We start from the raw sequence: 25,756 nt of genomic DNA, 5'->3' as shown, positions 1-25,756 counted from the left end.
CCAGCGCAAACCCGGAGTTAAGCATCGGGCAAAATGGTACACACGAATCTTCTTATTGCCCGATGGACTTCTCCAGCTCCCGGATACGATCCTGCAGCGCCTGTTCGCGCTGTGCAAATTCCGTGATATCTGTCATGGTGATGTACGTGCTCACGGTCTGGCCGGAGCTGACAGAATTGATATGGCCGTACACAAACCGGCTTTCCCCGTTTTTGCACCGCACCCAGCTCCGGAACTGCGCCGGCCCGGCACCGGCCACGGATTTGGTGTAAAGTTCCTCAATCCGCTGCATGTCTTCAGGAGCAATCAGGTCCCGGGGACTCTTCGCAAGCAGCTCTTCACCCGAATATCCCGTGATCTCACTGAGACGCCGGTTGGAATAGACCAGCTGCTCGTTCTCGATAATAAAGAGGCTGTCCTGGATGTTTTCTGCCATCATCCGGAACCGCTGTTCGCTTTCAAAGAGTGCGGCATCCTTGGTCCGCAGCTCGGTGATATCGGTCATGATAACAAACGCAAACCAGGTCTCTTCATGCTTGAGGCTGGTGGTCCTGAGATAAACATCCCGGAAAACACCATCTTTCCTCCGGATACGGCCCTGGAACTCGGTAACTCCCTGGGCTGGTTTTTTGCGGAGTTCAAGGATCGGCTCCAGCTTTTTTTGGTCCTCGGGATCTATGATTGTTGCCATGGGATCCATTGCCCAGAGTTCTTCAAAGGTATAACCGGTGATCTCAGCAACCCTCCGGTTCACAAAAGTGCACCGGTCATTTTCTAAAATGATCAGCCCGTCCTGGATATTCTCAGCCATCATCCGGAACTGTTCTTCCCGCTCCCGGATCTCCCGCTCTTTTACGATCTCCTCAGTTACATCGGAAAGGATAATGGTAAGGCCTCTTTGGCCATCATCAAAAACCGTGGGAACGGATTTCTGCTTGAAGATCCGTTCCCCGGACCCCTTTACTGCAAATGAAACAATACGCTCCGATTCCCGGGTGCCGGGCGCAGAGAGGGTGTGGATAAAATCGCGGACATCTACCTCGGGGGAGTTGAGATAAGCAACATTTTTTCCTATGGCATCCTTTCGGGCAATGCGCAGGAGTGTAGCAAAATTTTCATTGATATCGGTGATGCGGGATTCCTTGTCAAGGACCATGATCAGGTCCTTTGAATAACTGAGCATGGCAGAGAGCGGGACGCGCTGGGAGAGAGTAAAGACCTTGGCCATGCCGTACGTCCGCATGTCCACCTGTCCTGATATCAGCAGGATATCCAGGTACCGCCCGGTCGTGTTCTTGTTCTTCTTGAGCGCTTTTGCAATATCGGTAACGCTCATTCCCTCCGGATTTTGCCTGAGAAGGTTCTTGATCTGGCCAAGTTCCTGCTGGTAATCCTGCATCATGACAATCCGATCTTCTGTAAAGGTACTCTATGCTCCAGTCAACATTTATAATTGTTGTAAATTATCCATATGTATCGTCTTTATGAGAAATATTTATATATAAATTCGACAAAGCATATGAATCAAAACATACAGGTATCTGAAATTTGGAGGAGATGGAAATGGTTGATGTTGTAACCAGTGTTACTGACCAGTGGAATGCAACGGTGATGAACTATGCCCCAAGCGTCATCGGGGCGCTTATCGTGCTGCTCATCGGCTGGATTGTCGGTCGCCTTCTTGGCAGGGCAGTACGGATCGTTCTTGACAAGATTGGCGAGCAGCACTTTGTCGAGCAGGTGGCCGATCAGACCTCGTTTGCCGGTTCGGTCAAAAAGGCCGGGATCACTGTAGGATATATAGGAGATATCTTTGTCCGGCTTTTCGTGTACATGATTGCCGTGCTTGCGGCAGTAAATATCCTTGACATGGAGTACATGAGCAGGCTTATGACCACAATCGTGGAGTATATCCCCCACATTGTCGCCTTCATCATCATCCTTATCGTGGGATTCATTCTTGCGGATTATTTCATCGATTTCCTGGGGCGGTACTATGCACAGCAGGATATCCAGCTCATTACACCGGTCCTGTTTTTGATCCGCCTTTTCCTCTACTTTGCGATCACGATCCTCGCCCTTTCCCAGCTGATGCTCGACCTCACGATCATCTACACGTTCGTGACCCCGATTGCCTGGGGCATCGGGCTTGGTCTTGGCGCTGCGATCGCTATCATCGTCGGATTCGGGCTCAAGAACCGCAGCGAAGCGATCATGGATAATATTATCAATTCGATCGTTAAAAAGCCCTGAAAATTCTCCCGACATTACCCTTTTTTCAGACAGTACTCCTGCTATCCCCATTATGCGGTATGTCCCGCCGCAAATCTCCATTGCAGGGAGCCGGGCCAAACCTCAAATACGAAGAAGGAACATCCCGGAAACAATGAAAGCACTAATTGCCATAGCTCCGGAAAAGTACCGTGACGAGGAACTGGCAGAGCCGGTTGCGGCCCTCACAAAAGCCGGGATCGCCTTTGATATCGCCTCTACCCGGGCCGGCACCTGCACGGGAATGCTTGGAGGAAAGGCAACCGCCAGCCTCTCGTTTGACGAGATCGACCCCAATAACTACAAGGGCCTGATTATTGTCGGGGGCGCGGGAAGTCAGACATACCTCTGGGAAGACGATATACTTGTGCAGCTTGCAAGTTATTTCCACGGGAAGGATAAGGTGGTTGCCGCAATCTGCCTTGCGCCGGTGGTGCTTGCAAAAGCCGGGATCCTCAAAGGAAAGAAGGCAACCGTGTATGACAGCCCGGTTGCAGTGCTGGAGATGAAGAAGGGAAGGGCACTTGTAACCAAAGACCTGGTCGTAACCGATGGTCGGATCATAACCGCAAACGGCCCGGCTGCTGCAAAGGCGTTTGCAGAAGCGGTAGTAAAAGAGCTCAGTGACGAATTCTGGTAATCGCGCACAAGAGAAGATTCGTCCGATTTTTCTTTGCATTATACCCGGAAAAGAGATCCCGGATCCGCTCGTACTCGACCGGTACAAGCGATCATAAAAAAACCGGCAGGGGTGTTCCCTGCAGGATAACGACAGGTATCTGTTGGATGGATTGGATCTGATGAAGAGTACTTGTTGTTCTGCCATGCCGGGGTACGTTTTTGTCTTCCCGATAACGCCGGGGATCCGACTCCCCGCCGGGTGGAGGCAGGGGAGCGGATTTTTTGGCGAATACCGGGGATCCAAACAGAAAGTACGGGCCCCGGGCATAGTTTCCCGCCTCTCCTGGTGGGCGGGGGAACGGTGTTTTCGGTAATGCTCCTGTTTCCTATCATCTCCTTTTTTGTGTTAATTATGTATAGTATGCGGCCTGCCGCCGGAGCCGGCCTGGTACGTATGCAAGTGTTCCCGGCTGTGCCGGGCTTTCCTGCATACTAAGGGGGGTTGTCTTTTTTTTCTCCGGTCTTTTTTGTGCCTTATCGCGGGTCCTGCATGGTCTGAACAGGTACCACGTAAAATAAGTATTACATTTTGTAATATATGCTTTCTGGATGAACGACGGCAGACACCCTAACGCTCAATGAGCCGGATGTGATCCGCGGTTTTTGCGGCCAGGGCCTCTTCACCATGGAGGTGCGCCACGTCCGCGATTGCTTCAAGCACATGCACGGAATCTTCCAAAAAAGAGAGTACATCCGCAGGAAAGATCTCGATCCCGTACTCATCGGAAAGATAGGCAGCGATCTGGCGGTGGTCGAGGCCGTTCTCGCGCAGCTCGATCACCTTTTTGGCAAACTTTTTTTCCGGGCATCCGCAAAGCGGGGAGTTCCTGCATTTGCACCGGAGGAAATCGTCAAAAAAGCGGAGGAGCTGTTCGCGGACGGCAAAATCCAGCGCATCGAAATTGAAACGGGAGGTGACGGTCTCGAGCATCACCGGGGAAAAGGCAAATTCAGGTACCCGGTAGCCGCAAAGACGCTCAATCTTTTTTGCGTGACGGAACCGCGCCCTGCCGGCGATCACTCGTCTTCTCCGGTCGATTCATCGAAATTCTTGAGCGAGCCCATGGCCTCAAACATCCGCTCGCATTCGATGAGCCACTCGTCAAACAGGGTCGGGTTCTCGAGATCATCCTTGACGTACTTCCCGCAGCAGGCAGCGCCATCGATTACCGCGGCACCGATATTGGATGCAATCTCTAACGCCTGCTCCATGTCCTTGTCGATTGCTTCCCTGCCCTTTTTTACAAGCGTTTTTATGTCCTTATCAAATTCGCCGCCAAGGTACCGGCGGGACGAGGCAAAGAGGACGAGCTTTGGAAGCTGGAGGATCTCAATTATCTCCTCGAGATCGCCTTTCGGGGCCTCGGACATGACAATAGCCTCGACTGCCGCAAGCTTATCCAGCGTCTCTTCCCTGCTGAACCGCTTGTTCTGGTACAGCTTGACAATCTTGAGCACGGCAAGGGTGATGTCTACCGAGAAACTGTCCAGTACCCGGAAGCCCTCGGGCATCTCGTCGCTTTTCGGGTCTACCTCGAAACTCGCCTCAGAAAGCGACTTTACCCAGTTGTCCCAGCGCTCCTGGTTATAGAAGATGTAGAAGAGTTTCAGGGGTTCCTCTTCAACCTTTTTGCTCGCCTTTTTTGCCATTTCAGTACACTATTCTCTCCGCCGATTAAAGAGTTTTGTTCCTGCCCCGGGGAAAAATGGATGACTGGCACCAGGAGTGCGGATATGAGGTAAAGCCGGGTTGCGTTAGCGGGACACTGGCTTTTAGCGGTACCCGCTCCCGGAGACCGGGATTAACTGTAGTGCTGGTATCTTACCTGAAGCAGGCGCTCGGCGTACTCGCAGACAGTCTCAACGGTTTTTATCCGTGCATTCCATTTATCATCCGAGTTTATTACGATCCATGGTGCGTTTTTCGTACTTGTTTTTTCAAACATCTCATCAATGGCTTCGCTGTACTGGTCCCATTTCTCCCGGTTCCGCCAGTCTTCTTCAGTGATCTTCCATTGCTTGGACGGGTCTTTTTCCCGCCCCTGGAACCGTTTGAGCTGCTCTTCGGGGCTGACCTCCAGCCAGAATTTCAAAATTCCTCCGCCCCACGAGCGGAATTCTTCCTCTACTTCGTTTATCTCGGAATAGGCCCGTTTCCATTCAGCCCGGGTGCAAAAACCTTCCACCCGTTCCACAAGGACCCTGCCGTACCAGCTCCGGTCATAGATCGTCGTATGGCCCTGGCGGGGGTATTTCCGTATAAACCTCCAGAGATAGTGATGATCTTTTTCAAATTCGTTTGGGCCGCCAACGGGTGTGACCCGGTAGCCTCTCGGGTTTAAGTCACGAGTGAGGCGCATTATGGTGCCCCCTTTCCCCGCGGCATCCCTTCCCTCAAAGATAATAATAAGCGGGATATTGCGCTTGAAAAGGATGGACTGCATATCGCCGAGCATCAGCTGTGCGGCCGCGAGTCGTTTTTCGTAGGTCTCCTTATCGAGCCGGGCCGGTTTTTCCTCGTGTCGTTTCGCCGGGACTAGATCGGGGGTGTACGTGGCATGCTCCTTCCCGGATATACCGTCCCTGCCCGTTTTTCTCTTTTCAAGGGCCGCTATGACCGTCTTGTAAGCGGTAAGAATGGCGTACCGGGTATCATCGGCACCAATGACCGTCCAGGGTGCACCGGGAGTACTGGTCCTTCTAAGGAAAGAATCGATAAGCGGGAAATACGTCTCATACTCGCCGTGGAAATCCCAGTCCTCAGGGGTTACCATCCACGAGGTAAGGGGGTTTGTTTCACGGTCAATGAAACGTTTTTCCTGCTCTTTTTTACTGATATGAAGGAAAATCTTGACGATGATCGTGTTGTCATCGGCAAGCTGACGCTCAAACCTGTTGATGGACTGGATAGCCGTGTCAACGCGTTTTTCCCAGGCCGGGTGCCGGGTGGTCTCCGCGAGCGCCCGGCTGTACCAGCTCCGGTCAAAGATGGCAATCCCGCCTTTGGGAGGGATGCGGTTCCAGAACCTCCATAACAGCGGACGGTGCTGCTCTGCATCAGTAGGGGATCCGATAGTTGAAAGCTCGATCCCCCGGGGGTCAAAAGAACGGATAAGCTCCTTGACCGTGAGTGAAATTCCCGCGGCATTCCAGCCTTCGATGAGGATAATTACCGGGATTTTCTCGGCATGGAGCTGCCGTTGCAGCTGCCCAAGATGCGCCTGCAGCGGCCCTGTTTTCTCATCAAAGGTCTTCTGGTCGATCTTTTCGGTCAGGTCGCACTTTTTCAGCATGGAGTCTCCTTTTGCCGGAATGGCAAAGAGCAGTCCTGGCAATGTCACCTTTGCCGGGTTATATCATAAAAGCAATTGTTGGTATCAGACGCCGTGCCGGGTCACGCTCTGCCCCATCATGAGGTATGGGTGCCCGTACGGCCGGGCCGGTTTGAGCACGAGGCAGCCAGACCAGACCTTGTTCCGGAAGGACCAGCGTATTTTTGAACGTATCAGAGCAGGTTCCGGCAATGCTCTGCCACGATTTCCAGTGTTTTTACCCGGGCGTGCCACTTGTCATCGGATTCGATAACGTTCCAGGGTGCGATCTTCGTGTTGGTCCGGGCCAGCATCTCATCAATTGCCGTATTGTACTGGTCCCACTTCTCCCGGTTCCTCCAGTCCTCATCGGTAATTTTCCATTGCTTGAGCGGATCGTTCTCCCGTTGTTCGAAACGCCGGAGCTGCTCCTCGTTACTGATCTCCAGCCAGAACTTGACAATGCCCCCGCCGCTTGAATACACGAAGTCTGCCTCCATGTCATTGATCTCGCGGTACGCCCGCTGCCACTCGTACTTCGTACAGTAGTTCTCCACGCGCTCCACAAGCACGCGGCCGTACCAGCTCCGGTCGAAGATCGCGATGTGGCCGTCCCGGGGGAAGTTCCTGACAAACCGCCAGAGATAATGGTGGCTTGTTTCCGTAGCATCGGGAGCAGAGACCGGCACCACGTCATAACCACGGGGGTTCATGTACCGTGCAAGCCGGGTGATGTTGCCCCCTTTCCCTGCTGCATCCCATCCCTCGTACAGGATGATAAGCGGGATCTTGCGCTTGAACAGCAGCGCCTGGAGCCGGGGCATCTCTTCCTGGAGCCGGTCAAGGTCGGGCTGGCACTCCTCCCGTGTGCAGGTCTTTTCCCCGGATTTTACATTATGACCTCGCCTGACCGGGCATTTCTCCGGGAGAAGAGGATCGCCGGGCTTTTTTGGTTTTCCCTTTGCCTGGCGGTCAAGGGTCTTTTCCAGGATTGCAATCAGGGCCGAATAGATTTCGAGGACCGCAAAATTCTCATCGGTTGCATCCAGGATATGCCATGGTGCAGATGCGGTATCGGTCTTTTTGAGGAGGTCTTCAACCACCGGGAGAGAGTTCTCGTAATGCTTGTGGAGGTCCCAGAGCGCAGGGGTCACGAGCCATGCTTTGAGGGGATCGCTTTCCCGGGCTACAAAACGCCGCTGCTGTTCATCTTTGTCGATATGCAAAAAGAACTTGAGGATGATCGCCCCGTCATCGGCAAGCTGGCGCTCGAAATTGTTGATCGCAATGATCCGCCCGGCAAGGGACTTGGTCCAGCTGGGCCTTTGCATTTCAGCAGAGATCGCACGGCTGTACCAGCTCCTGGCAAAGATCGCGATCCGGTCCCGGGGAGGCAGCCGGATCCAGAACCGCCACATAAAGGGACGGGCCCGTTCTTCATCCGTGGGCTGCTCGATCGTGTGGAGGGTAAAGCCCCGGGGGTCCAGGGACTGGATCACCATCTTGGTGGAGCGGGTGATCCCTGCCGCGTCCCAGCCTTCCATCACAAGGATAACCGGAATGCGGGCATCGTGCAGGGCCCGCTGGAGTACGCCCATACGTTCCTGGAGTGGAGCGATCTTTTTGTCAAACGTCTTTTTATCGAGCCGGTTTTTCGGGCTGACAATGTTTTTGAGCATAACGGGGCCTCATTTGTGGCTTTGCACACTGCCTGAACAATCCGGCCACTGTTTTTCTTTTCATCAGCCATTATGATAAAAGCAGTGGTGCCCGTAAATAAGAGAAAAAATGAAAACGGGCGGATAACTCGTCATTTCACAGGCAGCCCGTTCTCCTGAGCCACCGCAACAAACGCATCGGCAAGGTACCGGGTCTGCTTTTCTGTCATCCCGTAGGTGTTGAACTTCCAGATCCGGGTTGCACCGGGGATGAGGCCGAAGATTCCCTTATCGTTGAGGGCGGATGAGAAATAGAATCCTTTCTTCTTGTGGGTTTCAGCCACCCTGTCGAAGGATCCGGTGGTATCGACCCGGGTGAGCGTATGTTTTCGTGGATATTCAGATAAGATCTTTGTCCCTTCAATGGAGAGGAGTGCTTCCATGACGATCCGGTTGTTGACGAGTTCCTTATCGAAATGCTTTACCCGCTCCTTTACATGGGGAAACGAGGCCATCATGCCCACGAGGGTTGCGCCCATGAGTGTGCAGCCCATCAGCTCCGGTTCCTTGATCCCGAATTTTCTGCCCGTCACATCCCCCGTGATCCCGGTTGTGCGAAACACTTCTTTTGCCCGTTCTGCGGTCGTGGCAAGGACTCCCGAGGGGGCGGGGGAGGCCATGCTCTTGTGGCCCGAGCCGACAATAAAATCCGCACCGATAACTTTCCCGTCCACCGGCATGGTACCGACTGTATACGCACCGTTGTACAGGACCGGCACATCGTACTGGTGTGCCACTTTTGCGATCCCGGCAAAATCGTGAAGGTTCCCGTACTGGTAATCCACGTGATCGATGATGGCAAGGACCGGGGCTTTCCCGAACTTTTGTTTTACTTCTTCGATCTTTGCCGCTGCAGCATCCGGGGTGACCAGGTGATTGCTGTCGGCCGGGATCTCACAGGCAACCCCTCCTGCGCCCTCAACCGCGAGGAATTCGGTGTAGTGCGAGAGCGAGGTAAGAAGCACCGGGTTGCCCTTGCTTACGTACGTGTGGGCCACGGCCTGGAACCCCCGCCGGGCACCGGGCATCATCCGGGCTGCGTCCATGTTGAGCCAGGCAGCAACATCCTTGTGAAACTCCGCGATCGGGGGCTTTGCAATACAATCGAGGCGATTGGGTTTCCTGCAGTTGTCGCAGACCGAGTAACCATCGCCGTACGCAATAATCGCCTTGATCGCATCGCCGGTCAGCCGCCCCCCGGCCTGGATCGGGTCCACGTTGATGAAAAGCTCATTTACCTGCCGGGCCTCGATCCCGTTCCCGCATTTCATCTGAGCATCTCCTGTTTGAGTGAACTGACCTGGCGTTCCAGGTTTTCGAGCAACCGGGCTGCCTCGGCCCGCTGGCGCTCGTCGAGTTCGTGCGTGGGGGCAGTCTCGCGCAGGATCATGCGGAGGTCGGTAAGAAGGTAGGTTGCGGAAAAGATCAGATCAACGGCCCGTTTCGACAGAGGATCACCTGCCAATGCATACTATTATTCTCCTCCTCCCTAAAGAACTGTCTTTATTCCGGGAGTTTCCAATCGCAGGTATCACCCGTTTCCGGTTCTTGCCATAGTATCGATGCGGCTGGTTTTGCAGGTTCATGTAAAGGGACAATTAAGCAATAGCCATGATCAAGAGTTCACGGTTTTGAAAAGACACGGTTTTTCCCGGTCAACCGGGTAAAATCCACATCTCATTATACTTAAATAAGCGCATGTTTAAGAAATATGCAAAGAATCGGGTTGTGAAATAATAGCGCGATCTGCCAAAAACAAACGGAATGGGACAAGAAAAAGCGGGATCACCGCGGGGAGGTCACAGGATCTCTGGAAATATGCATACGTGGCATTTTGTATCCTTCTTATCTGCCTTGCTGCAGTGCCCCTGGCGCTGGGTGTTTCCGATCCGGGATCCGGCTGGGACTACCGGGTATTCATGGGGGCGGTACAGGCCTTCGATCATAACCAGAACCCCTACGATGTTGCAAATGTCAACCAGTACACCGGGGACAATCTCCCGTTTACTTATCCGCCCCACACACTCTTCTTTTTTTGGCTGCTCCAGTTTTTTGCTATCTTCCAGAGTATATGGATCTATTATGCGCTTCTCGTTGTCCTGATTATCGCAGGCGGTTATCTTATCCTTACCCTGGATAACAAACCTGATTACTTTTTTTTTGCAACGCTCATTTTTACCGGGTTTATCTCCCTTTTCTGGAACTTTATCACGGGAAACAAAGACGTTCTTTTTCTCTTTTTGTTTTCCTGCATACTGACCCTGCTTGTAAAAAAGAAATTCTGGCAGTCATCGATACTTATGGGCCTCGCCGGAGCGATCTCTCTTATCACCATCCCGTTTATCGCATTATATCTCATAATTAAGCGTTCGTGGATCGAACGCCTGAAATATATTTTCCTGTCCGTCGGTGTGATAGCAGCCCTCTTCATTCTCACCCTCTGGATAAGCCCGTCCCTCTTATCAGCCTACCTTGCCACCATCACCGGGACTTCAAGTCCCCTTTATGACTCCGGCGGGTACAACACACCCTCGCCATTTTCCATGTTTGGAGATCTGCTGGCCCGGGCAGGTATCGGAGGGATCTTACCTTTAGCGGCGGTCTCGGCAGTCTTTGTCTGCCTCATCGGAGGAGCAGCGTGGTATTGTATCCGGAAAAACCGGCAAAATGAACTGGCACTCTACTCACTGGGAATGTTGTTCCTCTTCATGATTCTCCCGCGGATAAAGCCCTATGATTTCATCATCCTTATTATCCCCCTGTATTTCCTGTTTAAGGAGAGCAGTTATCGCGGGAAGATGCTGTTTTTTGGCCTGATTTCCCTGTTGCCGCTTTTCGTATGGTATTATCCCTGGATCGATCCGTCGGATTCACTACCCTATATTATTGACACGTACCCGCAAACGATCAGCCTGTTTTTGATCACGATCCTTGTATTCCTGAGGGAATGGTACAAGGACAGGTGCCCATCAAACCAGTTTCCGGAAAATCCCGGTTCCCGAACGTGAAGAGATTTACCGGTGATCGGACACGCTCCCTTTTTCCCAAAAGGACCCGTGAGTTCAATTGTTCATCCCCAGGGAAAATCACATTTTATTATGATTTTATTACGTCAGAACGCGTAAAATACACCGGGTTAATGCGTTTAGCCCAGGAGGTCTGGAATGGATTTTAAAAACAAAGTACTGATCATCGGGTACGGCGCAGTTTCCAAGTGTACGCTCCCGATCCTGCTGCGTCACGTCAATATTCCGCTCGAGAATATCACGATTGTTGATTTTAAAGATAAATCCCAGGACCTCAAGGCCTATACGACCCGGGGTCTCCGTTTCCTCAAACGGAAGATCACCCCGGAAAACCTTACATCGATTCTTACAGAAACCCTTGGCGAGGGCGGTCTCCTTGTCGATCTTGCCTGGAACATCGATGCCGGCGAGATCGTCCAGTGGTGCCATGACCACAACGTGCTGTACGTGAACACGTCCGTGGAGGCATGGGACCCGCTGGGCGAGCGCTATACGGCAAGCCCCGTAGAAAAATCCCTGTACTACCGGCAGATGAAACTGCGGGAGCTGACCCGGGAATGGGCAGACTCCACAACCTGCGTGGTAGATCATGGGGCAAACCCGGGGCTTATCTCGCACATGACCAAGCAGGGCCTTGTTGATATCGCCCATAAGATGATCGAGGACGGGCTTGCAGAGGATCCTGCGCGCTTCAAACGCCTCATCGCTGAGCAGAAATTCAACGAGCTTGCCATGGAAGTCGGAATCAAGGTGATCCACTGCTCCGAGCGTGACACCCAGATCTCCCGGTTTCCAAAAATTGTGGACGAATTTGTCGGCACCTGGTGCATCGAGGGGCTGCTCGAAGAGGGTACAGCCCCTGCCGAGATCGGGTGGGGTACCCACGAGAAGGAGCTGCCACCCGGTGCACATGTGCCAACTGACGGCCCGAAAAACGCGATCATGATCCATCACATGGGGATCAACACCTGGGTCCGATCCTGGGTGCCCGAGCAGGAGATCGTGGGCATGGTGATCCGGCACGGCGAGGCATTCGGGATCTCCGACCGCTGGACGGTCTGGAAGGATGGCAAAGCGATCTACCGTCCGACCGTGAACTACGCGTACATGCCCTGCGATGCAACGATCGCCTCGCTCCATGAACTGCGGGGGAGGAACTACGAGCTCCAGTCCCGGGTCCGTATCATGAACGACCGGGAGATCTCGGAAGGGTCCGACATTCTTGGCGCACTTCTGATGGGCCACCCGTATAACTCATGGTGGACAGGGAGCATTCTCTCGATTGAAGAGGCTCGAAAACTTGCACCGGGCCAGAACGCAACCACGATCCAGGTCGCGCTAGGAGTGGTCTCCGCAGTGATGTGGATGATCGAGAACCCGAAAAAAGGCTTCTGCCTGCCTGACGACCTGCCCCACCAGTTTGTCCTGGATATTGCAAAACCCTACCTCGGGGAATTCTGGTCCGGGCCCTCAGACTGGACTCCCTTAAAAAACCGGACGGTCTATTTCCGCGAGAACCCGGATAACGATTTCGACAGGGATGATGTCTGGCAATTCAAAAACTTCTTATTTGTAAGATGAATCACACTGTACGGACAACACCGGAGGAACGGACGTGACAACCACAGGCAGCGCATGCGGGCAGGACAATGCGGTATCCCATATGGACCGCGGAAGTAGCGAGATGTTTCAGGCTTTGGCAAGGAAAGAAGGTACTCCCCTTTTTGTGATCGACCATGCAAAGATCCGGGAGAACTACCGCGAGTTCAAGAAAAATTTCCCAAAAATCCAGGCCTATTTTGCCGTCAAGGCGAACTCGAACCCCGGGATTGTAAAAACCCTTATGGATCTCGGCGCGAGTTTCGATGTCGCTTCCATGCCCGAGTTCATGATCGTGCACAATTTCATCAAGGATATGCCGGACAAAGAACGGCAGGACTTCATCTGGGACCGGATCATCTACGCAAACACGATCAAGCCCATCGAGACCTTAGAGGAACTCAACCAGTACAAGCCACTGGTGACGTTTGACAACATCGAGGAACTCAAAAAGATCCGGCAACATGCGCCACAGGCCGGCCTTGTGCTCCGGTTGCGGGTCCCAAACACCGGCTCCATGGTCGAGCTCTCATCCAAATTCGGGGCAGACCCGGGTGAGGCCGTTGACCTTATCAAGGCTGCATTCGATCTCGGCCTCGTTGTCGAGGGCCTCAGTTTCCACGTAGGCAGCCAGTGCACCAATTTCGAAAACTACGTAGTGGCACTCCAGATCTCGGCCAATATCATAGAGGAGACCGAGCACCGGACCGGAAGGAAGATCCGGATCCTGGATATTGGCGGCGGCTTTCCCGTGAAGTACAATCCCGAGGTCCGATCCATCGAGGAACTCGCGGTCAAGCTCAAAGCGGAGATCGCCCGGCTCTTCCCGGACGACATGGAGATTCTTGCCGAACCCGGGCGGTTCTTAGTGGCCAATGCCTGCACGCTTGTGGCAAAGGTTGTCGGGAAGGCCTACCGCGACGGCAAACCCTGCTACTACATCAACGACGGCGTGTACCACACCTACTCGGGGCAGGTCTTTGACCACTGCACCTACCCGGTGCTTGCCTTCAAGGAAGGACCGCGCCAGATCTCGGCCGTATTCGGGCCGACCTGCGATGCATTCGATACGATCACGCTCTCCGCCGAGCTCCCCGAACTCGATATCGGCGATCTCGTGTACTCGGTAAACATCGGGGCGTACTCCATTGCCTCGTCAACGTACTTCAACGGGTTTCCCCCGGCAAAAGTGTTCCACATCAACCAGTAACTTTTTTTTCGTGCGGATTACGGAGGAAATGAACAATCAGTTTTGTTCTTTTTCCAGAGCGCAGGGAAACGAACTATCTTTGTTCGTAAGAAAAAGGATTCTCAAACGTGACTAATAGTCAAAGTTCTTCTTTTTCCCGATGGTGATAATTTCAATGAGAAGGATATCGCGAAAGATAAAGAACGTTGCCCGGTATTCCCCGATCCGCATCCGGTAACGCGGGGCAACCTTCGGGCTGTCCCTGACTTTTACCACATCGTGACGTGCCTCAGGGTGTGCAGCAAATTCTTCGAGTCTTTGTTCAATGTGGATACGATGCTCCCGGGGGATCGCTGCCAGGTCCTTTTCCGCCCTTCGCGATAACCGGATCTGGTACACGAAATCACGAAGTCCCTGATGAAATCACGTCGTCATCGCCAAGGTCCTTCATAACGTCCCGGAGCGAGCGGATGCGACCGGCCTTGATATCTGCAATGCCTTCCTCCATTGCTTTAATCTCTTCTTTTGTCATGGGCTCATCATCATAAGCAGATTCTGCCAGACGGCGGACCACGTCATCGTACGTCTCTCGTGGAGAGAGTTTGAGATCATCAAGAAGCGCCTTTGTATCGGTCCGCATCCTCACGGTGGTTACCTGGGACATATACATGGGTATATGTGGATATATGATAATAAGAATATCCCTCTGACAAGTCACGAGAATACTCGTTGATCCCTGACAGGGGAACAAATCCAGGATACAGCCGGCGTTCCCCTCCAATCACGTCTCTTGCCGGCCGGTACCGTTTCCGGTCATCGATCAACATTGCCGGAAGATCAAAACGGGTCTTGCCGGGACGCGGCCGGGGGTCTCCGGCAGAAGATATTTATCGGCTCCCAATAGTATTTTCACAGATACGAAGGAGATCGCTGCCTTTCGGCAGCAGGCTGTGTGCGTTACCCATGTTTTTCTTTAAGGCCGTGCAGAAAAAATACCAAATAGGCGGGGTGAAGATCGGCGGGCAACCCGGCGAGACACCGACATTACTTATCGGGAGCATCTTTTATTCCCGGCATAAGATCGTAAGCGACGAGCGGGCCGGCATCTTCGATAAGGACGCGGCCGATGCCCTGATCAAGCAGCAGGCCGAGCTCTCGGACAAGACCGGCTGCCCGGCGCTCCTCGATATTGTGGGCTCGACACCCGACGCTATCAAGAAGTACATTGATTTTGTCGCGGGCGCAAGCGACAGGCCGTTTTTAATCGATTCACCCGGCGTTGACGTGAAGATTGCCGCGGCAGAGTATGCACAGGAAGCGGGGCTCTCGGACCGGATCATCTACAACTCGGTCTCGATCGAGACAAAAGAGCCGGAGTTTGATGCGCTCAAAAAGAACGGGACACGGTCCGTGATCCTCCTTGCGTACACAAAAAAGATCACGAGCAGCGCCGACCGGGTGGCGGTGGTGGCCGATCTTGCGCCACGGCTCGAAGGGATTGGCGTTTCCAATATCCTTGTTGATACGTTCGTGATGGACGTCCCCAGTCTCACCCCTTCGGGGAAAGCCGCGATGGAGATAAAAAACCGGTTCGGGTACCCCTGCGGGTCTGCGGCTCATAATGCGATCTCCACGTGGTCGGGGGTGAAAAACCTTTTCGGGAAAGATGCCGTGCGCTCGGCCGATGTGGTTGCAAACCTGATGCCGGTCATCCTTGGCGCAGACTTCCTGCTGTATGGGCCGGTGGAGGATTCCGCGTACGTCTTTCCTGCGGTTTTTACCATTGACACGTCGTACCGGTACGCGTACCGGGCAAAGGAATACGTTACGCTCTAGGTCCGGGGATTCGCATGGCAGATACGGTCACCATTACGTTCGAACCCGACGGGAAGACGGTTGAAGGTCCCCCTCAGTCCATCCTCGAACTCTCACGGGGCGCCGGCATCACGCTCCGGAGCGAGTGCGGCGGCTCGGGGATCTGCGGGAAGTGCCGGGTGCAGATCACCAAATCCTACGGCACGATTGCACCCCCCACGCAGAAGGAGGCAAAACAGCTCACTGCTGCCGAGCTTGCCGGGGGACTGCGGCTGGCCTGCCAGGCCCGGGTGCTCTCCGGCAAAGCTACCGTGTATGTCCTTCCCGAAAGCAGGACTGCGGCCCGGGAGATTTCCGGCACCGCTCTCGAAGGAAACGTTGCGCTCGCTCCCGCGGTACAAAAGGTCCGGTGTCACCTTTTCCCGCCAACCTTAGAGGACACCCGCCCGGACCTTGAGCGGCTGGTCTCTGCCCTGCCGTTCGTACCCTCCGGGATCCCGCTCCCGGTCCTGTCTGTGCTTCCCGATACGCTGCGCTCTGCCGGCTGGGATGTAACCGCCGTGATCTGGAACGACCGGCTCCTTACCGTGGAGGCCGGGGACACAACCACAGAGCAGTATGGCGTTGCGATCGACATCGGCTCATCCAAGATCATCTGCCACCTTGTTGACCTTGCCACCGGGAAAACCCTTGCAGCGGAGCATGCCGAGAACCCGCAGATCATGTACGGCGAGGACGTGGTTTCAAGGATCACCTTTGCGGCCAAAGACAACGGGAACCTGTACCGGCTCCGGTACCTCGTGGTGGAGACGGTCAACACGCTTATTGCCAAAATGTGCGGGGCAACAGAGATTTCCAAGGACCGGATCTACGAGATCGTCTTTGACGGGAATACCGTGATGCACCACCTCTTTTTGGGCATCACCCCGAAGTACATCGGCGTCTCCCCCTTCCTCCCCGGTCATTCTGCGCCGGTCAGTTACCCGGCAAAGGAGCTCGGGCTTGCAATCAACCCCGAGGGAAGGGTTACCTCGCTCCCGCTTATTGCCGGCTACGTGGGCTCGGATGCAGTAGCGGACCTGATGCTCACGAAAATTTACGAGCGGCAGGAATGCAGCCTTGTGATCGACATCGGGACAAACTCGGAGCTGATGCTTGGGAACTCCGATAAGATCGTGGTCTGCTCTGCCCCCTCGGGGCCCTCATTTGAAGGGGCGCAGATCAGTTCGGGCATGAAAGCGGTGGGCGGTGCCATAGAGTCTGTGAAGATCGAGGACGGGAAGGTCTCGTACACCACGATCGGGAACGGGAAGCCAAAGGGGATCTGCGGGAGCGGGATCATCGATCTCGTGGCCTCGCTCTTCTCGGCCGGGATCATCACAAAGAACGGGAAGTTTGCCAACCTTGCCAATCCCCGGATCGTAACCGACGGAGTCCCGAAATTTATTGTAGCGCCAAAAGAGGAGACAGAATCCGGCCGGGAGATTACGGTCACGGAAAAGGACATCAACGAATTTTTGCTTGCGAAAGGCTCGCTTCGGGCCGGCTGGACGATCCTTGCGGAGAAGTACGGGATCGATCCGAAAAATCTCGACCGGGTGTACCTTGCCGGCTCCTTTGGCACGCACATAAATATCGGGAATGCGATGGCTCTTGAACTCCTCCCGCAGGTGCCCCCGGACCGTGTCGTGTTTGCCGGGGAGACTGCGGTAGGCGGATCTCAGCTTGCGCTCCTCTCCGTGCACGAGCGCGAAGCGATCCGGTCGGTGCTTACAAAGGTTCAGTACGTGGAGCTCTCGGTGGAGAAGTCCTTTAACCGGGAATACCTCCGGTCCATCCCGATCTCTCCTGAAGCGGCACAGCGCCGCTCTTAAAAAAAATATTCCCGGCCGGGGACTGTCACGGGTGGAAACCTATTATAACCCCCCGGCATAGTATTGCTTTGTGAAATACCCGCATTATTAGGGGTGTACCATGGCAGACACACGAGATGCTTTTGTCAACGCTCTTGTCGATCTCGATGAGACCACCTGTATCGACCTCCTGAACCAAAGGATTGCTGCTAAGGAAGCCCCGCTCCTGATCCTTGAGGATATCAGGAAGGCTACCGATATCGTGGGCAAACGCTTCGAGGAGGGGCGGTACTTTGTCTCCGATCTCATGATGGCCGGCGAGATCCTCTCGCAGGCAATGGCCCTCTTAAAGCCGGTCTTTGGCGAGCACAAGATGGCAAGCAAGGGCACAATCCTTGTCGGTACTGTGGAAGGGGACGTGCACGATATCGGGAAGAACATTGTCTCGGCGCTCCTCGAGGCCGAGGGCTTTGAGATTATCGATATCGGCGTTGACCAGCCGCCCGCCGTATTTATCAAGGCGATCCAGGACCATCACCCGAAAGTCGTGAGCATGAGCGGCCTTCTCACCGAGGCGATCGAGTCGATGAAAAAGACCATCGATGCGATAAAAGCCGCCGGGCTCCGTTCGCAGGTAAAGATCATTATCGGCGGCGGGCGGTGCGATGAGGAAGCAAAAGAGCACACCGGCGCAGACGAATGGGCGGATGATGCGGCCGTGGGTGTGAGGAAGATCAAGCAGCTTGCCGGGGCGTGAAGAGCGATGGACGGCGCACAGATTTACCGGGAGAAGCTTGCCCGGCTTGAGACCGTTATTGCGGGTAAAGAGCCGGACCGGGTGCCGGTCACCGCGATGGTGGATCTCTTCCACGGGCGGTACGCGGGGTACACGGCGCAGGAGATATTCTTCGATTACGGGAAGAACCACGATGCAGCGATGAAGACTGCCAAAGACTTTGACTTTGATTCGCTGCTGGTCTTAAACGGCCTTGAGGGGATGAACATGGTACTCACGTTCATGAAGAACAACCCGCCGCTTGCATCAGGGGCGCGGTTCATGACCGGCCCGTTCCACCAGATCTTAAAAGACGTGTACACGAAATGGCCCGGTGTGGAACTCGACGCTTCCTCCCACCCGCAGTTCGTGGGAAAGGAGATCATGAAACCGGAGGAGTATGGCCAGCTCATCGCCGACCCGTCCGGCTTTTTGAACCGGGTTGCGCTGCCGCGGATGTGCCCGGCACTTGCTGATTTGGGATCTCCTGAGGCAAACGCTGCGATGCTTGCCTACGGCGCGGAACTCTCAAAATCCGGGGCGGCGCAGATGGCGGTTATCGGGCAGCTCGGACAGATGGGCATCCCGACGTTCCCGACCTCGTGGAGTTATGCCCCGCTCGACTTCGTGAGCGACTTTTTGCGGGACATAAAAAATGTCGTGCTCGACATCTACCGCAAGCCCGATCTCGTGAAGCAGTCCGCGGATGCGCTCGTGGAGCCCTTGATCGAATCGGCCCGGCTGAGCGGTGCCGTCCCGCCCGAGGTCAAAAAGGCCCTTGGGACAAACGTGGTCGAGTGCTTCTTCCCGCTGCACTTAACCGAGTACCTCAATCCGAAGCAGTACAACGAGTTCTACTGGCCGTCGTTAAAGAAGGTGCTTCTCGAAGTGATCAACATGGGCCAGACGCCGTACATCCTCTTTGAGGGCCGGCACGATGCGCACCTGGAAACCCTCCTCGATCTCCCGAAAGGAAAGATCGTTGCGGTCTTTGACAAGACCGACCCGAGGAAAGTCCGGGAGGTGCTCGATGACCATGTGGTTCTCGTATCTGGCCCGCCTAACTCGCTTCTCATCGGAGGCACACCACAGAAGGTGGACGATTACATGAAGTCAATGCTTGACGACTGCAAGCAGGGCGGCATGATGATCTACCCGGGTGCGGACGGTGGCATATCTGGTGAAGCCCGGCCGGAGAATGTCAGGGCTGTGTTAGAGGCCGTGAAGAAATACGGGACGTATTAGGGCCGGGGGATCCTTCGGCCAAGAGTTTTTTTAGAATTTGTTGAGATTATGCATCAGGGGAGCAGGTCATTTACTCAAAAACTACAACAAGGAGATAAAGTCCTCACATACCCGACGAATTTCCTGTCGGTCCATCCGCCGGTATCGATCTCTGACTGCGTCCAAACCAGGTATTTGTACGATAACTTCCCTGAGAAACCCGGCCCGTGAGATCTCCTGCCCGAGAATTTCCAAATCGATTTCGCGTCCCCCGCGACGGGGATCGATCAGCGCAAGGATATCGGCACAATCCTTAATTTTTTTCATTCCTTCCCACCGGACATCTGCGGATGTCTGATGGAGAATCCTGTACGTTCTGTCCCATGCGGCTTTCATTTTCAACAGCAGCAGAACCGATCTGTTCGGGACCAAAATTCCCGCTCCTCCCCGCACATTCCGGAACACGGTGTTGCCCGTGAGAATTTCCATCGTATACGGTATCTCACGGTGCCCTTCATACGGATAGGGTGTTTCCCGGGGAATGAAATCGAGAATAATCTCGCCATAGGGTGTGACTTTCTCGACGGTATTAACCGGGTAATGGACTCGTGGATGGTATCCTTCGCGGGTTGTCAGGTACCCGATTAACGATTCACGGATCCTGTCATCGGTAACGAGATCAATATCCACCGATCCAAAATACGGATTATATGCATCTACAGCCCAACCCCCGATCAGCACAATATTCTGTAATTCGGGACCCGGACCGGACGCGTTAGCCCAGGATACAATTTTCCGGAGTTCCGCAGCAGATGTCTCAATGATCTCAGGACCAGGATCATAAACCGGCATATCTCTCCACCATCGCCATGGTCAGGTCCATTGCACTGTACCCAAGTCCCGCAAGATCGAGCAATGTCTGGGAGGGGGAGGTGATGACAATGGATTCTTTTTCCTGTGTATGAGTGAATACATCCCGGTCCGGAGTGTAAATTATGGCACGGACATTGTTCTCCTGGGTTGTACCAAAATTTTCCTTAAACTGATCAATTGCTCCCTTTTCGAGATAGAGACAGATAACATCCTGCCGGAATGCATACGATGTGTAAAGTCCTCCAGAGGTATAACTCGTGAAAGCAAAGGGGATTTTTTGATCCTTGAGTGCCCGGGTTATTTCCTGTGCGGCCACGTGGGCTCCGGTAAAATTCACAAAAAGTTCTTCCTCCTGTAAATTTTTCATGGGCCGCTCCCATGCAACGCCATTCAGGAGATTTTTCACATCCGCGATGGTTACGTAGCCACCCTCTTTACGGACGATGTTTTGTTCGCTGAGGATTTCGATAACCTTGTGCGTCCACCCGTACGATACGTTCTCTTTTATTGCCAATTGACGGATGGAGGTATTTTTTTCCTTAAGCAGGCGGGTAATGATTCTCCAGGATTTATCGGAACTGATACGAACATTGGAGGATTTGTATTCCTGATCTTTGGGGGAGCTGATTGCCCAAGGGAGTTTTATAATCTGGATATCGAGATCCCTGGCCAGTTCTTCTTCCCGTTTATTGATGGTTTTTGCAGCAAGAACCAGCCGAACCTCCGGACGACCGGGTTTTTTCTGCCAGATATCCCGGTTAAGATTCATCCGTGCAAGTGTATCGAGGGTCACGGAACCCTTTTTCATTTCGACGAAATAGATTATACCCTGATTCTGGATAATATGGTCCGGTCGCAGGGGAAGGACAACATTCAGGGCATCATAGAGATTGGCCAGTTTCTCCGGTTCCAGATCTCTTGAATCCGGCGGGATGCCTAACTGTTTCCTGACATACTCCTCGGCAGTCTCTGGAATTTCGGGGAATTCCATGGTTATCACTTTGGAGTGATAACTACTTAAACATATCACTGATACGTATCTCTAATTGGTGATATCAATGGGAAAGTATCAGTGATACATCCTGGAACGCGGGATACTTCATGCACATCATTTGCGTTGTGAAAATGGCGATTTCCCCGGTTTTCCCGGTAACGTCTTTGGTACCTTATTCCGGATCTGCAAAGAGCGAGCATTCATCTCCTCCCGCAATAATAAGGATTCACCGGGGACATTATGACCGGGCAAGGGCAGACAGACATTTTTATCGCGGATGCGACTGACCGTATCGGCGGGCTTCACGCAATCCTTGAGGAGTTCGATCTCTCCGTATTGTCAGGAGCCGGCGTGGCTCTCAAGGCAAATTTCAACAGTGACGACCCATTCCCTGCTTCGACACATATCGATATGCTGCGGGGGATTGCAGATTCCATCCTGAACGAGGGGCCGGCACATCTCACGCTTGCTGAACGCAGCGGGATGGGGGCGACAAGGACCGTGCTTGAAAACCGTGGCGTATTCTCTCTTGCACAGGAGCTCGGGTTTTCTGTTGTTGTGCTGGACGAGATCGAACGGAACGGCTGGCAGGAGATCCAGGCGCCCGGGCTTCACTGGCAACGGGGTTTTTTCATTGCCAATGTCTTTACCTGGGCAGACCGTGTTATACAAACCTGCTGCCTCAAGACCCACCGGTACGGGGGACATTTCACGATGTCGCTAAAAAATTCTGTCGGCCTTGTCGCAAAGCGGGTCCCCGGCCTTGATTACGACTTCATGGGCGAACTGCACACCTCGCCCCACCAGCGGGCGATGATTGCCGAGATCAACACATTTTATTCCACCGATCTCGTGCTCATGGATGCGACCGAGGGATTTGCAACCGGCGGGCCGGACAAAGGAAAACTCATTCGCCCCAACGTAATTATCGGCGGGCGGGACCGGGTTGCCATCGATGCAACCGGGGTTGCACTGCTCCGCTCCTTTGGCACGTCCCACGATGTGAGCGAGGGAACAATTTTCTCCCAGGAGCAGATCGCCCGTGCCTCTGAGTTAGGAATAGGTGTTACTTCCGCGGATCAGATCCGTCTTGTTCCGCTCGATGCAGCATCAGAACCTGTTGCGGAAAAGATCCAGGCACAGCTCGATTCCGGGGTGTGACCGAAGGTTTTGCCGATCCCGGCTGCACACCCGGATGGATCTATGAGAACCTATTTTTAGTCCTGTGCCAAGAACCGGGTTCATGGCAAAGAAGGCAGCTGCACCCCGTTCCCGTGATCCCGGCCCGTTGAGGACGATCACGCTTGAAGAGCACTATGCAAGCCCGGCATTTCTGAACGGCCCGGGGAAAAAACTCCGCGGACAGCCCGTGTTGCCGGGGAATGTGGGCCGCAGGAATATTGTCGACGACCTGCTGGACCTTGGGGAGGAGCGGATCGGCTGGATGGATGCCGCGGGTATCGATCTGCAGGTATTGTCGCTGACCGATCCTTCGGTGCAACAGCTCGACGCTGCTGCGGCAAAAGACCTGGCGCGTGAAGCAAATGACTATCTTGCGGCGGCAGTGCTCCGGCACCCGGACCGGTTTGCCGGGTTTGCCACGCTGCCGACCGCCGCGCCGGATGCTGCCGCGGACGAACTGGAACGCATGGTTAAAGAGCATGGCTTTGTGGGAGGATGGATCAACGGGCATACGCACGGTCGTTATCTCGATGACAAATTCTTCTGGCCGATCCTTGAACGCGCCGAAATGCTCGGGGTCCCGCTCTGCATCCACCCGACACCGCCGCCCGCGCCGGTAACTGAAGCCTATTACGCAGGTTTTTCACCGGAGGTAACCTTTGGCCTGTCCCGGCACGGGTGGGGCTGGCATATCGAGACCGCGGTCCACGTCCTCCGCCTGATCCTTGGCGGGGCGTTCGACCAGTACCCGGATCTCCGGATCGTGATTGGTCACCTGGGAGAATCCCTCCCGTTCATGATGCCCCGGCTTAACCGGGGATTACCAAAGGAGGTAACAAAGCTGGACAAAACCGTTGCGGAGTATCTCCAGGAAAATGTGTACTATTCCTTCAGCGGGTTCAACTTTACCCCGACCTTCCTGGATCTCTACCTCCAGGTCGGGGCCGACCGGATAATGTTCTCCGCCGATTATCCCTACGGCTCGATGGCGGAAGCCCGCACCTTCCTGGATCATTTGCCCGTGAGCGACGCGGACAAGCATAAGATAGCGCACGGAAACGCGGAGCGATTACTGAAAATCTGACAACGGCAGGTGAACATGTTTGCGCTCCGGAGGGGATGAGCGATAAGGACGGATGCCGAAATCCCCTCTGCGTTTTCCCCAAGAATACGCCAAAAATACGCCCGTAAAACCGTCCGATAGGGTTCGTGTGGAAAATACCCATTTTAATCGCTTTATTCGCCAAAATACGCCAAAATTGAGCCCCATAAAATGCCCATAATCGGCCCATAGAGGCCTTTTTTTGGCACCTTTTTCCGGGATCGACCGAAAACCCGTTTGAGATGAGATCGGGGCAGGAAAGGGCCTTTATGAGCCTTGTTAAAATCGTCCGTTTGCAAAAATACGGCTGATTTAGGCTTATTTTTAAACGGAGCCCGATACGGGCTTTTTTGGATCTGAAAAAGGGTCATCGGAGCTCAATTTGGGCCCGGATTAGGTATGGTCTTAGGGAAGGTTCCATGAGACAATACGGACAAACCTGAATATCCTGAGTTCGGTCCTTGAGTATTTATCATAATTTTGATTGTCATTCCCTGAAAATTTGCTCCATTCAATAAATCCGTTAGGCACCTTGGTCTGGATCGGGTTCTGGGGAGCCGTCTTCTGGTATATCGGAATACCGGCACTGGGTACTCTGTTCTTCGTACAGATGGATCACCGATAATTATTTTTCATCCGAACCATTGGTGAAGCTCTGCAATAACGGATCCAAAATCTGAATTGGACCTTTTTAAAACGATAAAGATTTCAGAATATTTTACCGGATATGGACAGTCGATCCAATTGTATAGAAGAAGGTTTATGAGTTTATCTGCGGATGAATAACTATGGCAGGACATGAGACCAAAAAATTTTGGCTCATCATCGATGGAAAAATTGTCACCGATCATAAGATCGAGGCATACACCTTTGGAAAAATTTTAACCAATCTCCAGAAAGTCGTCGACGTTTTTCAACAGACAAAATACGGGGAACATCCAAAAACGGATTTCAAATTATATCTTACGAATACCGGCAAAGGAAGCGTAGCGGTTGCTTTTCAGCCGCTCGATTTTACCACCGAACTCTTCAGGGAATCCCTTGTATTCGATGAGATGGTTTTTGATCTCCAGGACCTCATCAACGCACTCATCGAAAACACTGATGAATTCCGTGAGAAGATCGAACGTGACTTTGAGGACCCGTCGCAGATTATCCGGTTCCTTGAAAGTTTCCGGGGAATGCTCTCCAGGAAAAACAAATTCAGCGTGAAAGTCGGCTATGATACGAAGAAGCCGAGAAATCCTGTAGTCTTACCTTCACACCGCGAGGCTTACATTGAAGGCCTTATCTCCGAATATTACCGGAAGTCGGCGATTGAGATCAAAGGCGTCATCACCCGCATCAAGGGCGACGAACCGCGATCGTTTACCATCAAAACTCTCGACAATGAAACGATTAAATGCGATTATCCTGCTGACTGGGAGAAGGATGTCAGGGCGTTCTTCAAATCGTCGGTGACGGTGAATGGTGTCATGAGCAAAAGAGCCCGGTTAAAGGAGATGGAAGTTGTCAAGGATATCCAGTCCTTTAATTCGATCACTTTGGACACTCTTGACGAGTTTACCTTCCGCCAGCCGGTTAACATCCGTGTATCCTACGATGATAAGGACAATCACTGGTGCCTTGCGAACGAAGAGTTGTCGCTGGAGGGATATGGAAGCACGTACGAGCAGGCGCTCTCCTCGTTAAAGGAAAGCCTGGAGTCTCTCATTGTTGGATATCTTGCCTTCAAAGATGCGAAGCTGTCGGAAAAATCCCGGAAGATCAAACAAAATCTTCAGACGTATCTTGAGCCAAACGACTACCGCACGAAGTTTGGCGAGCTCAAGATAGAGGCCTGATCATGCCCATCAAGCAACGCGATTTCTCGAAAGCTGCGCTGAAAAAGGGCTTTGTCAGGGTAAAAAGTGACCATTGTTATTTCTATCTGATGAATTCGAACAATGAAATTACGAATGTCCGGACAAAGATCGGCCAGCATGGGAATCTGAAGGATATATCCGATGATCTGCTGGCTGTAATGTACAAGCAGCTCCATTTCGAATCAAAGAATGAGATGATGCGGTTTATCGATTGCACGAAGAGTTATGAGGAATATCTCACGCATCTCAAGGCCCGGAATATAATCTGAATAAATTAT

The 25,756-nt window shown here is 53.4% G+C and carries 24 protein-coding genes; 13 read left to right on the top strand and 11 right to left on the bottom strand.

Translation table 11 applies throughout. The annotated features are described in order from the left end of the window. Positions 1-52: 52 nt before the first annotated feature. On the bottom strand, positions 53-1,402 hold the full coding sequence (locus MBOO_RS05525; protein WP_012106602.1) for a PAS domain-containing protein: 1,350 nt from the start codon (positions 1,400-1,402) through the stop codon (positions 53-55). A 161-nt stretch (positions 1,403-1,563) separates the two neighbouring features. Here MBOO_RS05525 and MBOO_RS05520 point away from each other — a divergent pair, with 161 nt between their 5' ends. Both MBOO_RS05520 and MBOO_RS05515 read left to right on the top strand, forming a co-directional pair. After that, on the top strand, positions 1,564-2,253 hold the full coding sequence (locus MBOO_RS05520; protein WP_012106601.1) for a mechanosensitive ion channel family protein: 690 nt from the start codon (positions 1,564-1,566) through the stop codon (positions 2,251-2,253). Positions 2,254-2,386: 133 nt separating this feature from the next. After that, positions 2,387-2,911: a DJ-1/PfpI family protein gene (locus MBOO_RS05515; RefSeq protein ID WP_048068313.1), complete on the top strand. Its 525-nt coding sequence runs from the start codon at positions 2,387-2,389 to the stop codon at positions 2,909-2,911. A gap of 609 nt (positions 2,912-3,520) precedes the next feature. Here the strand turns inward: MBOO_RS05515 and MBOO_RS05505 are convergent. The 6 genes from MBOO_RS05505 to MBOO_RS05480 form a co-directional block, all read right to left on the bottom strand. After that, positions 3,521-3,973 (bottom strand): DUF5814 domain-containing protein, encoded by a 453-nt coding sequence (locus MBOO_RS05505; protein ID WP_012106599.1) that lies wholly within the window; start codon positions 3,971-3,973, stop codon positions 3,521-3,523. Further along, entirely contained in the window at positions 3,970-4,602 is a 633-nt protein-coding gene (locus MBOO_RS05500; protein ID WP_012106598.1) for a DUF2150 family protein, read from the bottom strand. Before MBOO_RS05500 ends, MBOO_RS05505 begins: the two co-directional genes overlap by 4 nt. 152 nt (positions 4,603-4,754) lie before the next feature. Continuing rightward, on the bottom strand, positions 4,755-6,293 hold the full coding sequence (gene pap, locus MBOO_RS05495; RefSeq protein WP_232385635.1) for a polyphosphate:AMP phosphotransferase: 1,539 nt from the start codon (positions 6,291-6,293) through the stop codon (positions 4,755-4,757). 164 nt (positions 6,294-6,457) lie between these two features. Continuing rightward, positions 6,458-7,942 (bottom strand): polyphosphate:AMP phosphotransferase, encoded by a 1,485-nt coding sequence (gene pap / locus MBOO_RS05490; protein WP_012106596.1) that lies wholly within the window; start codon positions 7,940-7,942, stop codon positions 6,458-6,460. 131 nt (positions 7,943-8,073) lie between these two features. Then, a complete protein-coding gene (gene pscS, locus MBOO_RS05485; RefSeq protein WP_012106595.1) occupies positions 8,074-9,252 on the bottom strand; it encodes an O-phospho-L-seryl-tRNA:Cys-tRNA synthase in 1,179 nt (392 codons plus the stop codon). After that, positions 9,249-9,446, bottom strand: coding sequence for a hypothetical protein (locus MBOO_RS05480; RefSeq protein WP_012106594.1), 198 nt, complete (start codon positions 9,444-9,446; stop codon positions 9,249-9,251). Before MBOO_RS05480 ends, pscS begins: the two co-directional genes overlap by 4 nt. Before the next feature lie 361 nt (positions 9,447-9,807). Between MBOO_RS05480 and MBOO_RS05475 the strand changes: the two genes are divergently transcribed. The 3 genes from MBOO_RS05475 to MBOO_RS05465 all read left to right on the top strand — a co-directional run bounded on the left by MBOO_RS05475 (position 9,808) and on the right by MBOO_RS05465 (position 13,816). After that, a complete protein-coding gene (locus tag MBOO_RS05475; RefSeq protein ID WP_012106593.1) occupies positions 9,808-10,989 on the top strand; it encodes a glycosyltransferase family 87 protein in 1,182 nt (393 codons plus the stop codon). A 156-nt stretch (positions 10,990-11,145) separates the two neighbouring features. Further along, positions 11,146-12,588, top strand: coding sequence for a saccharopine dehydrogenase C-terminal domain-containing protein (locus MBOO_RS05470; protein WP_012106592.1), 1,443 nt, complete (start codon positions 11,146-11,148; stop codon positions 12,586-12,588). Positions 12,589-12,622: 34 nt separating this feature from the next. Beyond that, positions 12,623-13,816 (top strand): type III PLP-dependent enzyme, encoded by a 1,194-nt coding sequence (locus MBOO_RS05465; protein WP_012106591.1) that lies wholly within the window; start codon positions 12,623-12,625, stop codon positions 13,814-13,816. Between the two features lie 111 nt (positions 13,817-13,927). Here MBOO_RS05465 and MBOO_RS05460 read toward each other — a convergent pair whose 3' ends face one another. Both MBOO_RS05460 and MBOO_RS05455 read right to left on the bottom strand, forming a co-directional pair. Next, positions 13,928-14,194: a type II toxin-antitoxin system RelE family toxin gene (locus MBOO_RS05460; protein WP_012106590.1), complete on the bottom strand. Its 267-nt coding sequence runs from the start codon at positions 14,192-14,194 to the stop codon at positions 13,928-13,930. Positions 14,195-14,198: 4 nt separating this feature from the next. Then, a complete protein-coding gene (locus tag MBOO_RS05455; RefSeq protein ID WP_048068624.1) occupies positions 14,199-14,459 on the bottom strand; it encodes a DUF7557 family protein in 261 nt (86 codons plus the stop codon). Between the two features lie 299 nt (positions 14,460-14,758). Here MBOO_RS05455 and MBOO_RS05450 point away from each other — a divergent pair, with 299 nt between their 5' ends. The 4 genes from MBOO_RS05450 to MBOO_RS05435 all read left to right on the top strand — a co-directional run bounded on the left by MBOO_RS05450 (position 14,759) and on the right by MBOO_RS05435 (position 19,483). Continuing rightward, positions 14,759-15,631: a tetrahydromethanopterin S-methyltransferase subunit H family protein gene (locus tag MBOO_RS05450; RefSeq protein ID WP_012106588.1), complete on the top strand. Its 873-nt coding sequence runs from the start codon at positions 14,759-14,761 to the stop codon at positions 15,629-15,631. Positions 15,632-15,645: 14 nt separating this feature from the next. Next, the gene (locus MBOO_RS05445) at positions 15,646-17,484 is read left to right on the top strand and encodes an ASKHA domain-containing protein (RefSeq protein ID WP_012106587.1); all 1,839 of its coding nucleotides are present in this window, start codon (positions 15,646-15,648) and stop codon (positions 17,482-17,484) included. A gap of 100 nt (positions 17,485-17,584) precedes the next feature. Further along, positions 17,585-18,220 carry a cobalamin B12-binding domain-containing protein gene (locus MBOO_RS05440; RefSeq protein WP_012106586.1) on the top strand — a complete coding sequence of 212 codons (636 nt, stop codon included), beginning with the start codon at positions 17,585-17,587 and terminating at the stop codon, positions 18,218-18,220. A 6-nt stretch (positions 18,221-18,226) separates the two neighbouring features. After that, positions 18,227-19,483 carry a uroporphyrinogen decarboxylase family protein gene (locus MBOO_RS05435; RefSeq protein ID WP_012106585.1) on the top strand — a complete coding sequence of 419 codons (1,257 nt, stop codon included), beginning with the start codon at positions 18,227-18,229 and terminating at the stop codon, positions 19,481-19,483. 81 nt (positions 19,484-19,564) lie between these two features. On the opposite strand, the gene MBOO_RS05430 is transcribed toward MBOO_RS05435, so the two are convergent. Both MBOO_RS05430 and MBOO_RS05425 read right to left on the bottom strand, forming a co-directional pair. Continuing rightward, positions 19,565-20,152 (bottom strand): hypothetical protein, encoded by a 588-nt coding sequence (locus MBOO_RS05430; protein WP_232385634.1) that lies wholly within the window; start codon positions 20,150-20,152, stop codon positions 19,565-19,567. Positions 20,153-20,300: 148 nt separating this feature from the next. Continuing rightward, positions 20,301-21,326 carry a hypothetical protein gene (locus tag MBOO_RS05425; RefSeq protein WP_012106583.1) on the bottom strand — a complete coding sequence of 342 codons (1,026 nt, stop codon included), beginning with the start codon at positions 21,324-21,326 and terminating at the stop codon, positions 20,301-20,303. 243 nt (positions 21,327-21,569) lie between these two features. On the opposite strand from MBOO_RS05425, the gene MBOO_RS05420 reads away from it, so the two are divergent. The 4 genes from MBOO_RS05420 (at position 21,570) to MBOO_RS05400 (ending at position 25,747) form a co-directional block, all read left to right on the top strand. Next, positions 21,570-22,490 carry a DUF362 domain-containing protein gene (locus MBOO_RS05420; RefSeq protein WP_012106582.1) on the top strand — a complete coding sequence of 307 codons (921 nt, stop codon included), beginning with the start codon at positions 21,570-21,572 and terminating at the stop codon, positions 22,488-22,490. 82 nt (positions 22,491-22,572) lie between these two features. Continuing rightward, positions 22,573-23,595, top strand: coding sequence for an amidohydrolase family protein (locus MBOO_RS05415; protein WP_012106581.1), 1,023 nt, complete (start codon positions 22,573-22,575; stop codon positions 23,593-23,595). 806 nt (positions 23,596-24,401) lie between these two features. Then, a complete protein-coding gene (locus MBOO_RS05405; protein ID WP_012106580.1) occupies positions 24,402-25,457 on the top strand; it encodes a hypothetical protein in 1,056 nt (351 codons plus the stop codon). Between the two features lie 2 nt (positions 25,458-25,459). Then, positions 25,460-25,747, top strand: coding sequence for a hypothetical protein (locus tag MBOO_RS05400; protein WP_012106579.1), 288 nt, complete (start codon positions 25,460-25,462; stop codon positions 25,745-25,747). The last annotated feature ends 9 nt before the right edge of the window (positions 25,748-25,756 follow it).

Origin of the sequence: Methanoregula boonei 6A8 (assembly GCF_000017625.1) — an archaeon.
GTDB lineage: Archaea > Halobacteriota > Methanomicrobia > Methanomicrobiales > Methanospirillaceae > Methanoregula > Methanoregula boonei.
This window is presented reverse-complemented; position numbering and strand designations above follow the sequence as displayed.

What these genes read in the sequence shown, in the direction of transcription:
- MBOO_RS05520 (WP_012106601.1), top strand. Translation starts at nt 1,564, where the DNA reads ATGGTTGATGTTGTAACCAGTGTTACTGACCAGTGGAATGCAACGGTG.
- MBOO_RS05455 (WP_048068624.1), bottom strand. Translation starts at nt 14,459, where the DNA reads ATGTCCCAGGTAACCACCGTGAGGATGCGGACCGATACAAAGGCGCTT.
- pap (WP_012106596.1), bottom strand. Translation starts at nt 7,942, where the DNA reads ATGCTCAAAAACATTGTCAGCCCGAAAAACCGGCTCGATAAAAAGACG.
- MBOO_RS05445 (WP_012106587.1), top strand. Translation starts at nt 15,646, where the DNA reads ATGGCAGATACGGTCACCATTACGTTCGAACCCGACGGGAAGACGGTT.
- MBOO_RS05525 (WP_012106602.1), bottom strand. Translation starts at nt 1,402, where the DNA reads ATGATGCAGGATTACCAGCAGGAACTTGGCCAGATCAAGAACCTTCTC.
- MBOO_RS05435 (WP_012106585.1), top strand. Translation starts at nt 18,227, where the DNA reads ATGGACGGCGCACAGATTTACCGGGAGAAGCTTGCCCGGCTTGAGACC.
- MBOO_RS05500 (WP_012106598.1), bottom strand. Translation starts at nt 4,602, where the DNA reads ATGGCAAAAAAGGCGAGCAAAAAGGTTGAAGAGGAACCCCTGAAACTC.
- MBOO_RS05405 (WP_012106580.1), top strand. Translation starts at nt 24,402, where the DNA reads ATGGCAGGACATGAGACCAAAAAATTTTGGCTCATCATCGATGGAAAA.
- MBOO_RS05425 (WP_012106583.1), bottom strand. Translation starts at nt 21,326, where the DNA reads ATGGAATTCCCCGAAATTCCAGAGACTGCCGAGGAGTATGTCAGGAAA.
- MBOO_RS05420 (WP_012106582.1), top strand. Translation starts at nt 21,570, where the DNA reads ATGACCGGGCAAGGGCAGACAGACATTTTTATCGCGGATGCGACTGAC.
- MBOO_RS05415 (WP_012106581.1), top strand. Translation starts at nt 22,573, where the DNA reads ATGGCAAAGAAGGCAGCTGCACCCCGTTCCCGTGATCCCGGCCCGTTG.
- MBOO_RS05440 (WP_012106586.1), top strand. Translation starts at nt 17,585, where the DNA reads ATGGCAGACACACGAGATGCTTTTGTCAACGCTCTTGTCGATCTCGAT.
- pscS (WP_012106595.1), bottom strand. Translation starts at nt 9,252, where the DNA reads ATGAAATGCGGGAACGGGATCGAGGCCCGGCAGGTAAATGAGCTTTTC.
- MBOO_RS05450 (WP_012106588.1), top strand. Translation starts at nt 14,759, where the DNA reads ATGTTTTTCTTTAAGGCCGTGCAGAAAAAATACCAAATAGGCGGGGTG.
- MBOO_RS05400 (WP_012106579.1), top strand. Translation starts at nt 25,460, where the DNA reads ATGCCCATCAAGCAACGCGATTTCTCGAAAGCTGCGCTGAAAAAGGGC.
- MBOO_RS05515 (WP_048068313.1), top strand. Translation starts at nt 2,387, where the DNA reads ATGAAAGCACTAATTGCCATAGCTCCGGAAAAGTACCGTGACGAGGAA.
- MBOO_RS05470 (WP_012106592.1), top strand. Translation starts at nt 11,146, where the DNA reads ATGGATTTTAAAAACAAAGTACTGATCATCGGGTACGGCGCAGTTTCC.